Raw genomic sequence first — 12,758 nt, 5'->3', positions numbered from 1 at the left:
ATGAACCTGACCGACCTTGTCGGCTCGGTGGCGGCCTTCTTGACCACCGCGAGCTTCCTGCCGCAGGCCTGGCTGAGCTTTCGCACGCGCGATGTCAGCGGCGTGTCGCTGGGGATGTACAGCGTGTTCACCGCTGGCGTGGCGCTGTGGTTGGCCTACGGCTGGCTGCTTGGCTCCTGGCCGATGGTGATTGCCAACACCATCACGCTGGTGCTGGCCCTGGCGATTCTGGCAATGAAGCTGGCGTATGGCCGCAAGCCCGGCCGGCGCCGCAGCGTGGTGGAATAAGGCGACTCGCAACCCGGCGTACACCCGGCCATGCCAGTCACGCCGGTCATGCACCAAAATGTTCAAGGGGGAACCTCCGCAGGGCGGCCCAGGCGGCAAGGGTTTTCCCGAGCCGATGTTCTCCGGTTTCTGACACCTGCACGGCGCCAGAGACGATAAGCCCATCCCACGCCCTGGCACCATACTTGCACGCACGGGACCCAGGCAAACCGGCAAGACACGACCACGCTCAACCACTTTCTGGCGGCAAATCCTATGTATATCAAAATTGGTTTCGATATCCAGTTGGCCATCACGTCGCCGATGGCGCTGGTGTATGTGCTGCATGTGCATCCGTCACGGCGCGACGACCTGCTGGCGCCCGAGGTCGTGCTGATCGAACCCCACCTGCTGGCCGACGAGTACCTGGACGCCTTCGGCAACCGCTGCGGGCGCGTCAATGCGCCGGCCGGGGTCGGCGAAGTGCGCTTTCACAGCGAGTCCATCATCCGCGACTCGGGCCTGCCCGACGAGGTGGACTGGGCCGCCAGGCAGCACGACCCGACCGAACTGCCGCCGGCCACGCTGCAGTTCCTGCTGCCCAGCCGCTACTGCGAGGTGGACAGCGAACTGCTGCAGTTCGCCTGGAACCAGTTCGGCCAGGTGCCGGCCGGCTGGGCACGGGTGCAGACCATCTGCGACTATGTGCACCAGCACATCCATTTCAACTACAGCGCCGCCCGCGCCACGCGCACCGCCGTCGAAGGCTGGCGCGAAGGCACCGGCGTGTGCCGCGACTTCACCCACCTGGCGGTGACGCTGTGCCGCTGCATGAACATCCCGGCGCGTTACTGCACCGGCTACCTGGGCGACATTGGCATTCTCCCGGTGCCCTACCCGATGGATTTCAGCGCCTGGTTCGAGGTCTTCCTGGGGGGCCGCTGGTACACCTTCGATGCGCGCCACAACACGCCGCGCATCGGCCGCGTGGTGATGGCGCGCGGCCGCGATGCCGGCGACGTGCCATTGACGATGGCTTTCGGGGCCAACACGCTGAAAAAGTTCGAGGTCACGACCTGCGAAGTCGATACGCATGGCCATGCCATCCGCACGGTGTGACCCTGGCGCCTGTCGCTGACACGCTGGCCGGTGACGCCCTGCTGATCACCTGCGAGCATGGCGGGCGCGAGGTGCCCGCCAGCTATGCCTCGCTGTTCGCCGGACATGAAGTCTTGCTGCAAACCCACCGAGGCTGGGACCCCGGCGCGCTGGAACTGGCGCAGCAGATGGCCCGTGCCCTGGGCGCGCCGCTGTTTGCCGCCACCACCACGCGCCTGCTGATCGACCTGAACCGTTCCATTGGCCACCGGCAGCTGCATTCGCAGGCCACGCGCGGGCTGCCGGCAGCCGCCCGGCGCGAGATGGCCGCACAGCATTACCGGCCGCACCGCGATGCGGTCGAATCGGAAGTCGCACGCCTGATTGCCGGCGGCCGGCGAGTCATCCACGTGGCCTCGCACAGTTTCACGCCCGAGCTGAACGGCGTGGTGCGCCAGGCCGATGTGGCCTGGCTGTATGACCCGAGGCGCGCCGGCGAGGGCGCGCTGGCAGCGCGCTGGCTCAGCGCCTTGCGCCGCCGCCGGCCCTCATTGAAGCTGCGGCGCAACTATCCGTATGAAGGCAAGGGCGACGGCCTGACGTCGTTGCTGCGCAAGCGCCATGCGCCCGGGCAGTATGTCGGCCTGGAACTGGAGGTGAACCAGCGCTTTTACCTGGCGGGCGGCGACGCCTGGGCGGCGTTGCGCGGCGACATCACCGGGGCGCTGGGCGATGCGCTGGCGCTGGCGCTGCCGCTGCCGGTGTGACGAAACGCAGGCAGCACGGCTTCGGTCATCGGGGATACTCCGAAGCTATTCAAAAATTTCGCGAATCGAACAGCCCCTGTCCACAGCCCCCACCTGGCCCCAATGCAAGACGGACGCCGGCCGCTTAATGCGCGAAGCCTGATTTTGAAGAAGGTTTGCCCCTGCGGCCCAAGCGGAATCATGGAAAATCGACACCCATTCGCGTCAACTGAAAAAAGATACACATGAACGAAGCCACTGAATTTCCAGTCCTGCCCGACCGCCTGTCGGTCGATCCGCGCAGCCCGCACCATGTTGCGGCCGTGTTCGAACATGACGTTGGCATTCGCCTGAACGACAAGGAACACATCAACGTCGAGGAATACTGCATCAGCGAAGGCTGGGTGAAGGTGCCCGCCGGCAAGACGCTGGACCGCAACGGCCGGCCGCTGCTGATCAAGCTCAAGGGCAAAGTCGAGGCGTTTTACAAATAACAGGGCGCTGCTGGAAGGCCAAGCCTGGCTTGCTTAAGGCTTGACCGCGATCTTCAGCACCCCGTCGCGCTGGTGCGAAAACAGGTCGTAGGCGGCAACGATGTTTTCCAGCTTGTACTCGTGCGTCACCAGCACACCCAGGTCGAGCCGGCCGGACGCCAACACATTCATCAGCCGGCGCATGCGTTCCTTGCCGCCGGGGCACAGCGCCGTTCGAATGGTGTGGTCGCCCAGTCCGGCAGCAAAGGCCGCCAGCGGAATCGTCAGGTCGCTCGAATACACGCCCAGGCTGGACAGCGTGCCGCCGGGTTTGAGCACCCGCAGCGCCGACTCGAACGTTGCTTGCGTGCCCAGCGCCTCGATGGATGAATCGGCGCCGCGCCCGCCGGTGAGCTTCATGATCTCCTCGACCACGTCGCAGTTGTTGAAGTTCAGCGTCACGTCGGCGCCCAGTTGTTTCGAGATGCCCAGGCGGTGGTCGTTGCCATCGACGCTGATGATGGTGCTGGCGCCCAACAGGCGCGCGCCGGCGGTGGCGCACAGGCCAATCGGCCCCTGGGCAAACACCACCACCGTGTCGCCGATCTTGATGCGGGCGTTTTCCGCGCCCTTGAAGCCGGTGGACATGATGTCCGGGCACATCAGCACCTGTTCGTCGGTGAGGCCGTCGGGAATCGGCGCCAGGTTGGCCTGCGCGTCGGGCACCAGCACGTACTCGGCCTGCGTGCCGTCGATCAGGTTGCCAAAGCGCCAGCCGGCCGTGGCCTTGAAGCCGTGGCAGCCGCACAGCCCCAGCGGGATCAGGTAGCTGCCGTCCTGCGACGGCGCGCCGTCCTGCGCGGCGTAGGAATTGAAATTCGGGCAGATGGCGCCGGCAATCACGCGCTGGCCTTCGGTATAACCCTGCACCGCGCTGCCGAGCTTTTCGATCACGCCGACCGGCTCATGGCCAATCGTCAGCCCCCGGGCGACGGGGTATTCGCCCTTGAGGATGTGCACGTCGGTGCCGCAGATGGTGGTGGTGGTGATGCGTACCAGGGCGTCGTTGGGCCCGACGTCGGGGATGCGCTTGTCGGCAAGTTCAATACGGCCGGGTTCGACGAACACGGCGGCTTTCATCATGGCGGGCATGGGGGCTCCTTGAATGGTGAACAGGGCTGAATCACAACGCTTGTGAAATCAGTCTATCGCGCATCCCTGCGGTGCAGGTGCCTCATCCCGCCGCGATTGATGCAGGTCAATGCATTGATGGTTCCGCTTCAGGCGGCCAGTTCAGCCAGCCTGGCCTTCAGCGCCGCATTCTCTGCACTGAGTTCGGTGATGGTCTGGCGCAGCCGGGCGATCACGCCTTCGGGCGTTTCGGGCTCGGTGCGGGCCACGGCCTTGCTTTCCCGCACCTGCCGGGCGGCCTGCTGCAACTCTTTCTTGCCGCCGGCGACCGCCGCCACCTGTGCCTCCACCGGCAGCGACGCCACGGTGGCCGCCGCGTTGATCGAGATCGTTCCCGACTTCACCGCCGCCACCAGTTCGGGCGCTGCCGATTTCTGGATCTTTTCAATCTGGCTGATGGTGGCGTTGCTGATGCGCGCGGACTTGGCGATGGCGCCCATCGTTGGCACGGGCTCGGGCTTGCCGGAAACATCGGCAGCTTCAGACCCCGACGCTTCGGCAGGCGCCGGCTGCACCCGCGCGGTCAGGATGTCCTTGCGGCGCAGGGCCAGCACGCCGCGCTGGAAATCGGACACACTGCGCCGGCCCAGGTGCTGCTCGATCATCCACAGGTGCACATCGTCGAGGGAGGTGAAACGCGTGTTCTGCACGGTGTTGAAGGGAATGCCATGCTGCGTGCAGAGGCGGTGGCGGTTGTGGCCATCGACCAGCACCTCGCCCCACAGCACCAGCGCGTCACGGCAGCCCTCGGCCAGCAGGCTGCGCTCCAGGGCTTCGTTTTCTTCCGGCGTCAGCGGGTCGATGTAGGCAAGCAATTCTTCGTTGACGGTGATGTTCATGGCGGGGCCGAAAGGCAGGCAGTTGATGAAAGGGGTGCCATTCTATGAAACCGTTCAAGTCCGGCTTCTTGCGAATGGCGCCCCGGGCCCGGGCGGGCCGGCCATCAATGCCTGGCGGGCAGCGTGTTGTTCAAGAAGAACCGCAGCATTTCTACGGAAGCGTCGGGACCGGTGCCGTCGGTGTAGGAACCCCGCGAACTGCCGCCCGACCAGGCATGGCCGGCGCCGTGCACCGCCCAGTGCTCGGCCACCACGCGGCCGCTGGCGTCCTGGTAGGTGCGCTGGGTGTATTGGCGGCCGTTGGCGCTTTTGGCGCGATTCGTTTCCGGCTTGTGAGCGCCGGCACTGGCGGCCAGAACCTGCTCGCCATTGACCGGGTTCACGGTCGCGTCCTGGTCGCCGTGAAAGACGATGGTTGGCGGGCTGGCCGTGGTCCGGGCGCTGGGCGGCGCGCCGGTCTGCATGACGCTGAGCGCGGTCTGCACATTGGTCGCCGAGCCGGTCGCCAGGCCCGAATGCACGCCGACGGCGGCAAACAGGTCGGGGTAGGCGTCGCCCAGGATCGCCGCCATGGCGCCGCCGGCGGACAGGCCGGCCACATAGACGCGCTGCGGGTCGATGTTGTAGCGTTTCATGATGTCACGCGTCATGCCGGCCAGCAATGCCGGCTCGCCACGGCCGCGCTTTTGGTGGTTGTGCTTGAACCAGTTCCAGCAGCGCGACGCATTGGCGTGCTGCGTCTGCGACGGGTAAAGCACATAGAAACCGCGCGTCAAGGCCGCCTCGTTCATCTGGGTGCCGGCGGCAAAGTCGTCCGGGTTTTGCGTGCAGCCGTGCAGCATCACCACCAGCGGCAGCGGCTCGGTGAAGGACGCCGGCGGAATGTAGAGCTTGTACTCGCGGCTGCCAGCCGTGCCTTCGGTGTGGCTGCCGCTGATGAACTGGCCCGCCGGGCCGGGCTTGACGGCCGCATCGGACGGTTGTTGCGCCGGCGCTGCCCGGCCGACTTCGTGCGCCTCCACGTCGATGACATTCAGCTCGTCAGCCGCGCTGGCGGGCACTGCGGCGCCGCCCAGCGCGGCCTGAATGGCAGCGGTGGCGGCCTGCAGGTTGCCGGTCTGCATCAGGCGCGTGGCTTCGGCCATCGAATGCTGGAACGCCGGGTTGTGCATCGGACTGGCTGTGTTTTTGGCGCCAGCGGCCAGCCGGTGCAGGGGATGCTCGCCGCCGCTGTCGGCGTGCTGGCTGGCCGAGGCCAGCGCTTTTTGCATGGCGCCCTGCGCCAGGCGAGAGGCTTCGGACAGGATGCGTTCAAGGTTCGGGTTCATGGTGTTTTCCTTCAGGGAACGGGTGGGTTCAGGGTAGAGGTTGAAATTCAGCGGATGCGGCCAGCCAGCGCCGCCTTCACGGCCGGGCTGGCGTGCAGCGCGCCCAGCACCACCACCGAATCAATGGCGGCCAGCGCCAGTTCGGGGGTGACATCGAGCGCAATGGTGGCCAGGCCCAGCACACGGATCTGCAAGGCTTCACCCGACGCCTGCACGGCGCGCAGGTCGTCGGCGGTGAAATGCTGGATGCCGAGCACCAGCGTCTTGCGCGCCACCACCTGTTTCACCACCTCGGCATGGTTGACGAGCTGGTTGCGGATGGCGGTGCGGATCAGGTCGGTGCGGTTGGCGTAAAAACCTTCCTGCACCAGCAGGTCGATCTGGCCCAGATCAACATAGCCCAGGTTGATGGTGATTTTTTCATCGGCCGGTTTGCTGAGGGCGACAGTGCTGGCGGTTCTTGGTGGCATGGCGCTATCTTAAAACCATCCAAGTGGATGGTCTATGGATGTTTCAACTTTTTACAAGCCGTGACCCAAGACACTTGACTGCTACTTTATCAATAGCTGTCTATGCTTGTGGGGTATGCGCAAAGCCCTATTTTCATCATTAATTTTTAGAAAAATGGCCTATGGCGTACTCAATAGTGCGGCGGCAGGTCGTCGCCAGCCCGGCTGAACACGCCACTGCCGGCTTCGGGCATCTGCTGGCGCAGCCGCTCGACTTCACGCAGCAGCGCATCGATTTGCTGCTGCTGGCGGATGACGACCTGGTTCAGCTGGTCGAGCAGGTCTTCATTGAAGCTGGCCTTGATTTCCAGCTCCGTCAGGCGATGGTCGATGGCGTTGTGGGGTTCGGTAGGGTGCATGCGCTGATTGGACACGAACTGGCGGCGGACCGCCCTTGCGCTGGCGCAGGCCGGGATGGCCGGGCCAAACCGGGCGTCGTGTCATTTTTTTCTTTGCCAGAAAGTTTTGCCATGTCCGCCTTTTCGCTGCTGACCTGAACTGGGTTGAAGGCGCATGGACACCGTGCGTCTTCGGTGTCCATGCGCCCAAGTCACTGCCGGGCTTCGTTCAAAAATCGGTCGTCTGTCAAAATCGGACACCACCAAGCCCTTCAATGACCACGACCCTATTTTCCGACGCCGCCGACCTTTCTCCGATTCACCTTCTTCCCGCCGACGATCCCGTCGCGCATCCCGACATGTTGCTGGGGCCGGTCCGGCCCGACCTGATTCGTGCTGAAGTGCTGGCCGACCTGCTGGAGGCCACGGCCGCGCGCCTGCCGGACCACGTGGCATTGATCTTCGGCGAACGGCAACTGCGCTACCGGGAACTCGATGCGCAAGCCGACCAGGCGGCCTCCCGCCTGATCGAAGCCGGCGTGCGGCCCGGGCAGATCGTCGGCCTGTGGCTGCCGCGCGGCATTGACCTGCTGGTGATGCAGGCGGCCATTGCCAAGACCGGCGCCGCCTGGCTGCCGTTTGATGCGGACACGCCGGTCGAACGCATGGCCGTGTGCCTGGACGATGCGAAGGCGCCCGGCATCGTCAGCTGCGCCGGCTTCGCGCCGCGCCTGGCGGGCTGCGGCCGCCCGGTGTGGACCGCCGAAGCGCTGTCCGCCCCCGGCACGAAACCATTGCTTCGACGCCAGGGCGTCAAGCCGTCGGACCCGGCGTATGTCATCTATACCTCGGGCTCAACCGGCAAGCCCAAGGGCATTGAAATCAGCCAGGGCAGCATCTGCCATTTCCTGCGCAGCGAAAACGCCCTGCTCGGCATCCGGGACAGCGACCGCGTTTACCAGGGCTTTTCAGTCGCCTTTGACATGTCGTTCGAGGAAATCTGGATCAGCTACCTGGCCGGTGCCACGCTGTGGATTGCGCCCAAGGAAGTGGCGTCCGACCCCGAAGCGCTGCCGCGCGCGCTGGAAGAAAACCGCATCACCGTGCTGCACGCCGTGCCAACGCTGCTGGCGCTGTTTACCCAGGACGTGCCCAGCCTGCGGCTGATTAACCTGGGTGGCGAAATGTGCCCGCAGTCGCTGGTGGCGCGCTGGGCGCGGTCCGGGCGCCAGGTGTTCAACACCTACGGCCCGACCGAAGCCACGGTGTCGGCCAGTCTGGCCGAATTGCATGCGGGCGAGCCGGTGACCATTGGGCGGCCGCTGCCGAATTACGGCTTGCTGGTCATCGGCACTGACGTTGAAGGCGGCCTGAAGCTGCTGCCACGGGGCGAAGTCGGCGAGCTGTGCATCACCGGCCCGGGCGTAGCCGCCGGCTACCTCGGGCGCCCCGACCTGAGCGCCGAGAAATTCCTCGCCAACCCCTGGGCCAGCAGCGCCGAGCAAACCCGGCTGTACCGCACCGGCGACCTGGCCCGCATTGCCCCGGACGGCTGCGTGCAGTGCCTGGGCCGCACCGACGACCAGGTCAAGATTCGCGGTTTCCGCGTCGAACTCGGCGAAATCGAAGCCGTTCTGGCCAAACAGCCCGGCGTGGGCACGGTTGCGGTGGTGCTGCGCCCCGAAGACGGCATTGACCAGCTGATCGCCTTCATCGTCGCGGAAAGCGGCCAAACGCTCGCCAGCGCCGTACTGCGCGCTGCGCTCAGCGCCGTGCTGCCGCCGTACATGGTGCCCGGCCACTTTGAAATGCTGCCGGAAATGCCGCGCCTGACATCGGGCAAGATTGACCGCAAGGACTTGAAGGCGCGTCCGCTGGCGCTGGTGGCACGCGACGCGGCCGATTCCGACACGCCCGGGAACCCGGCCGAAGAAGCGCTGTTCGCCGCTTTGTCGAAGCTGTTTCCCGGCCAGCCGATCCGCCGCAGCGCTGATTTCTTTTCCGACCTCGGCGGCCATTCGCTGTTCGCGGCCCGGCTGGCGTCGGCGTTGCGGGCCGATGTGCGTTTTGCGCATGTGACGGTACGCGACATCTACCAGCGCCGCACCATCGGGCGCATTGCCGAAGGGCTGGCGCAAGCGCATGACGCACCGCCGCCGGTCGATACCCGCTGGACACCGCCGTCCGCCTGGAAGCGCTGGCGCTGCGGCGCGGCCCAAGCCGCCGCCATTCCGGCGCTGGTGACGCTGCACATGAGCCAGTGGCTGGCGCCCTTTTTTGCCTACCACTTCTTCACCGGCGAGCCGGGCGATTCGCTGGCGCTGGCGATTGCCGCCGCGACGGGCGCCTATTTGATTGCCACGCTGCTGGGCTTTGCGCTGGCGATTGCCGGCAAATGGCTGATCGCCGGGCGCCTGAGGCCGGGCCGCTACCCGCTGTGGGGCTGGACGTATTACCGCTGGTGGCTGGCCGACCGGCTGATCGAGTCGGCACCGACGTACATGCTCAGTGGCTCGTCGCTGTATCCATGGTGGCTGCGTGCCCTGGGTGCACGAATCGGGCGCGATGTGATGATCGGCTCGATCACCCTGCGCGCGCCTGACCTGCTGGTGATTGGCGACGGGGCCAGCATTGGCAATGCGGTCAATTTCGAGAATGCGCGCGTCGAACACGGCGAGTTGCGTCTGGGCGCCATCGCCATCGGCGCGGATGCCGGTGTCGGCTCGTATGCCATCCTGGAAGGCAACACGGCGATGGGCGCTTTCGGTCATCTGGAAGGGCAAACCGCGCTGAGCGACGGCATGGTCGTGCCGGCCGGGCGCACCTGGAGCGGCTCGCCGGCGCGCGATGTCGGCGCGTTCGACAAGGCGTCCAACCCGGCGCGGCTGCCGGTTTCCAGAACCCGGCTGGCCACCGAAGCGCTGTACTTCCTGTGCGGCGCGCTGCTGATCACGACCGTGTATTTTTTGCCGGTGTTTCCCAGCTTCATGCTGATCGACTGGATCGACAACTCCGAGAATTTCGGGCCGGTGCCCAACAGCGAAATTCCTTTTCAGCTGGCCAAGTATTTCGTGCTGGCTTTCCCGGCCACGGCGGTGCTGATTGTGTTGACCGCCCTGCTGTCGGCGGCGATTCGCTGGGGCGTGCTGCCGCGCATGAAGCCCGGAAGCTGGCCGGTGCACAGCAACAAATACTGCGCCAAATGGCTGGTCAACCAGATTCAGGAATCCTCCTTGAGCGTGCTGCATGGCGTGTATGCCACGGTGTACGCGCCCTTCTGGTACCGGCTGCTGGGCGCCAAGGTCGGCCGGGGCGCAGAAATCTCGACCGCGCTCGGCCTGGTGCCCGACATGCTGACGCTGGGCGAAGACACCTTCATTGCCGACGCGGTGATGCTGGGCGACGAAAAGATCGACGGCGGCTGGATGACGATGAAGCCGACGGTGATTTCCCGGCGCAGCTTTGTCGGCAACGGCGCCTATATTCCCGACGGCACGACGCTGCCGGAAAACGTGCTGATCGGCGTGCATTCGACCGTGCCGGGCAACGCGGCGATGCGCAACGGCGACACCTGGCTCGGCTCGCCGCCCATCAACCTGCCGGCGCGTGAAGAGGTGCGCGGGTTTGCCGAACACCTGACCTTCAGGCCGTCGGCATTGCGCCGCATCGGGCGCGGCACGGTGGAGGCGTTTCGCATCGTCGCGCCGCATGCGTTTGTCATCGCCGTCGGCTACACCGTCGTGCTCGACGTGATGCCGCTGGCCGCCGTGGGACGCTGGGGCGAAGTGGTGGCCGACCTGACCCTGGCCGGCCTGGCGTATGGCATTGGCACCTTTGTTTTCGTGGCGGCGCTCAAGTGGGGGCTGCTGCGCCGCTACCAAAAATGCAGCGTGCCGATGTGGACGCCGTTTGTCTGGCTGTCCGAGGCGGTGACCAACCTGTACGAAGGCATTGCCGTGCCGAATTTCATGCGCTACCTGCGCGGCACGCCGTGGCTGCCGGTCGCGCTGAACCTGCTGGGCAGCCGCATCGGGCGCGGCGTGTACCTCGACACCACCGACATCACCGAATTCGACTGCGTGACGATTGGCGAATACAGCGAACTCAACGCACTGGCCTGCCCGCAAACCCATCTGTTTGAAGACCGGATCATGAAGATCGACCATGTCACCATCGGCCGCCGCGTCTACATGGGGCCACGCAGCACCGTGCTGTACAGCGCCGTGGTGGGCGACAACGCCAAGCTGGGCGCGCTGACGCTGGTGATGAAGGGCGAATTCATTCCGGCGGCGACAGCCTGGCGCGGCTGCCCGGCAGCGCCGGCGCGGGTTTGAGGTTGTTGGGGTAAAGGCTGCGGGGGAGGACGATGCTGGAAAGGCCATATGGACTGCGGAGACTTCAAAGGCCCGAGGCGGGGCTTGTTGCCGTGCACCCTTGGCCTGCTTCGTGTTCCTTGCTGGCGGCAGCAGGCTCCGGCAACGTCTCCGAACTGCCGGGAATAGGCACTGGAACCCCTGCAGACCTACTGGTCATCAGCGTGGTCACACCCGATAGCACTTTGCGCGATGCGGCCCGCGTTCAAGTGCGTGACGCACTGCGCGAAGTGCTTAGCCTGCAACTGGGCTGTGCGCCGGAATCGATTGCCTTAAAGTCAATTCCCGGCCAAGCGCTGCGCGTTGAACTGCCCAGCCACGGCCAAAACATCGGCCTGTCCATCAGCCACGAAGCAGGCCTGTCCGTGGCCGCCTTGCGCCGCAGCGGCCCGGTGGGCGTAGACATCATGCGCATCGCACCCGCCTTCGACTGGGAAGCCGTGGCCCGCGACTACCTCGGCCCGCAGGCCGTTTGTCGGATTGAGCGCCAGCCCTTTCTAGAGCAGCCGCAAGCCTTCACCCGCGAATGGACGCGCCTGGAAGCCGGATTGAAATGCTTGGGACTGGCACTGCAAGAGTGGAATCCGGCGCTGGCGCAAAGGCTTGAAAGCTGTCGCTTCAGGATGCTAAAACTGCCACTGGGCCTGCGCGGCGCAGTAGCTTGGCGCTGAATGACTCTGGCACGAAGAGCCCCCAAGGCACTTTGGAAAACATCTCCCGCCATATAGAAAAGTTGTCTGCACCTGCTGCGTCACAGGAGTTGGGTCGATCACAGATGTGAATTTCAAGGGCTCACCTTGAAGCTGCGACTCGCCTTTTGTACCTTTTCGTGAAGGTCTTTTTACGACCCATTGCGGGTACACGTTGCACGGCCGTCAATGTATGGAATGCTGCGAAAGCGGTCTTGGCTCATTAGAGAAAGCTGAACCGTCCCGGGTTTCGTGGAGGCTGGTTGGCTTAAGTCAGGCCTCGACCGTGGAGACTTGACTTGCGAGTTGCCGGTAGTAGCTTCCTCAGCTTCTGCGGGTAGGACATACCCGATGGGTTTCGATATGTCTGCACGACCCAACCCCAGACTGCAGTAACGCCCTGGGCTTGAGATAGGCAGCGCTGAGCGCGCGCTGCCAAAAAACCTCAGCAAGCAAATGGATCAGCAGGCTACAGGGACCCAGAAGTATGTGCTGATGGTCGGGTTGTAACCGGGGTTGGCGAAATTGGCGACGTAGGTCAAGCCATTGAAGTAGGAGACGCGAGCGCCGGCGGCGTAAGACTGACCATTCACCCAGGCAGCCGGCTTGGTGACACCACTGGGGGCGGCGAAACCGACCAAGGCGCGGGATCCCAATAGTAGGTGCTGATGGTCGGGTTGTAGCCGGGATTGGCGAACTTGGCGACGTATGACAGCCCGTTGGAGTAAGAGACGCGAGCGCCCGCGGCGTAATACTGACCATTTACCCAGGCAGCCGGCTTGGTGCACACCACTGGGGGCGGCGAAACCGAGCAAGGCGCGGGATCCCAATAGTAGGTGCTGATGGTCGGGTTGTAGCCGGGATTGGCGAACTTGGCGACGTATGACAGCCCGTTGGAGTAAGAGAC

At 65.0% G+C, this 12,758-nt stretch carries 11 protein-coding genes and 1 pseudogene; 6 read left to right on the top strand and 6 right to left on the bottom strand.

The window, feature by feature from the left end; genetic code table 11:
- The 4 genes from IWX85_RS11875 to IWX85_RS11860 all read left to right on the top strand — a co-directional run bounded on the left by IWX85_RS11875 (position 1) and on the right by IWX85_RS11860 (position 2,605).
- Complete coding sequence (locus tag IWX85_RS11875; protein ID WP_036812999.1) at positions 1 to 288, top strand: SemiSWEET family sugar transporter; 288 nt, start codon at positions 1 to 3, stop codon at positions 286 to 288.
- Positions 289 to 543: 255 nt separating this feature from the next.
- Entirely contained in the window at positions 544 to 1,386 is an 843-nt protein-coding gene (locus IWX85_RS11870) for a transglutaminase family protein (protein ID WP_196869865.1), read from the top strand.
- Positions 1,383 to 2,132: an N-formylglutamate amidohydrolase gene (locus IWX85_RS11865; RefSeq protein WP_370584268.1), complete on the top strand. Its 750-nt coding sequence runs from the start codon at positions 1,383 to 1,385 to the stop codon at positions 2,130 to 2,132. Before IWX85_RS11870 ends, IWX85_RS11865 begins: the two co-directional genes overlap by 4 nt.
- A 224-nt stretch (positions 2,133 to 2,356) precedes the next feature.
- Positions 2,357 to 2,605, top strand: a complete 249-nt coding sequence (locus tag IWX85_RS11860; protein WP_036808143.1) for a DUF3297 family protein — start codon at positions 2,357 to 2,359, stop codon at positions 2,603 to 2,605.
- Between the two features lie 33 nt (positions 2,606 to 2,638).
- On the opposite strand, the gene IWX85_RS11855 is transcribed toward IWX85_RS11860, so the two are convergent.
- The 5 genes from IWX85_RS11855 to IWX85_RS11835 all read right to left on the bottom strand — a co-directional run bounded on the left by IWX85_RS11855 (position 2,639) and on the right by IWX85_RS11835 (position 6,810).
- A complete protein-coding gene (locus IWX85_RS11855; protein WP_196869864.1) occupies positions 2,639 to 3,736 on the bottom strand; it encodes an NAD(P)-dependent alcohol dehydrogenase in 1,098 nt (365 codons plus the stop codon).
- A 128-nt stretch (positions 3,737 to 3,864) separates the two neighbouring features.
- Positions 3,865 to 4,614 carry a hypothetical protein gene (locus IWX85_RS11850; RefSeq protein ID WP_036808137.1) on the bottom strand — a complete coding sequence of 250 codons (750 nt, stop codon included), beginning with the start codon at positions 4,612 to 4,614 and terminating at the stop codon, positions 3,865 to 3,867.
- A gap of 104 nt (positions 4,615 to 4,718) precedes the next feature.
- Positions 4,719 to 5,942, bottom strand: coding sequence for a PHB depolymerase family esterase (locus IWX85_RS11845; RefSeq protein ID WP_196869863.1), 1,224 nt, complete (start codon positions 5,940 to 5,942; stop codon positions 4,719 to 4,721).
- Between the two features lie 47 nt (positions 5,943 to 5,989).
- Positions 5,990 to 6,412, bottom strand: a complete 423-nt coding sequence (locus tag IWX85_RS11840) for a CopG family transcriptional regulator (RefSeq protein WP_196869862.1) — start codon at positions 6,410 to 6,412, stop codon at positions 5,990 to 5,992.
- 170 nt (positions 6,413 to 6,582) lie between these two features.
- Positions 6,583 to 6,810 carry a SlyX family protein gene (locus IWX85_RS11835; RefSeq protein ID WP_196869861.1) on the bottom strand — a complete coding sequence of 76 codons (228 nt, stop codon included), beginning with the start codon at positions 6,808 to 6,810 and terminating at the stop codon, positions 6,583 to 6,585.
- Between the two features lie 338 nt (positions 6,811 to 7,148).
- Between IWX85_RS11835 and IWX85_RS11830 the strand changes: the two genes are divergently transcribed.
- Complete coding sequence (locus IWX85_RS11830; RefSeq protein WP_231379720.1) at positions 7,149 to 11,123, top strand: Pls/PosA family non-ribosomal peptide synthetase; 3,975 nt, start codon at positions 7,149 to 7,151, stop codon at positions 11,121 to 11,123.
- 203 nt (positions 11,124 to 11,326) lie between these two features.
- Positions 11,327 to 11,833, top strand: a complete 507-nt coding sequence (locus IWX85_RS20760) for a 4'-phosphopantetheinyl transferase superfamily protein (protein ID WP_196869859.1) — start codon at positions 11,327 to 11,329, stop codon at positions 11,831 to 11,833.
- Positions 11,834 to 12,440: 607 nt separating this feature from the next.
- Here the strand turns inward: IWX85_RS20760 and IWX85_RS20465 are convergent.
- Positions 12,441 to 12,758, bottom strand: a pseudogene (locus tag IWX85_RS20465) (hypothetical protein); the annotation flags it as partial.

It is taken from the genome of Polaromonas sp. CG_9.11 (assembly GCF_015752225.1).
Taxonomy (GTDB): domain Bacteria; phylum Pseudomonadota; class Gammaproteobacteria; order Burkholderiales; family Burkholderiaceae_C; genus Polaromonas.
This window is presented reverse-complemented; position numbering and strand designations above follow the sequence as displayed.

Bases quoted from the DNA above. Each gene is read 5' to 3' on its own strand.
- IWX85_RS11875 (WP_036812999.1), top strand. From the start codon at position 1: ATGAACCTGACCGACCTTGTCGGCTCGGTGGCGGCCTTCTTGACCACC.
- IWX85_RS11870 (WP_196869865.1), top strand. From the start codon at position 544: ATGTATATCAAAATTGGTTTCGATATCCAGTTGGCCATCACGTCGCCG.
- IWX85_RS11860 (WP_036808143.1), top strand. From the start codon at position 2,357: ATGAACGAAGCCACTGAATTTCCAGTCCTGCCCGACCGCCTGTCGGTC.
- IWX85_RS11855 (WP_196869864.1), bottom strand. From the start codon at position 3,736: ATGCCCGCCATGATGAAAGCCGCCGTGTTCGTCGAACCCGGCCGTATT.
- IWX85_RS11850 (WP_036808137.1), bottom strand. From the start codon at position 4,614: ATGAACATCACCGTCAACGAAGAATTGCTTGCCTACATCGACCCGCTG.
- IWX85_RS11845 (WP_196869863.1), bottom strand. From the start codon at position 5,942: ATGAACCCGAACCTTGAACGCATCCTGTCCGAAGCCTCTCGCCTGGCG.
- IWX85_RS11840 (WP_196869862.1), bottom strand. From the start codon at position 6,412: ATGCCACCAAGAACCGCCAGCACTGTCGCCCTCAGCAAACCGGCCGAT.
- IWX85_RS11835 (WP_196869861.1), bottom strand. From the start codon at position 6,810: ATGCACCCTACCGAACCCCACAACGCCATCGACCATCGCCTGACGGAG.
- IWX85_RS11830 (WP_231379720.1), top strand. From the start codon at position 7,149: ATGTTGCTGGGGCCGGTCCGGCCCGACCTGATTCGTGCTGAAGTGCTG.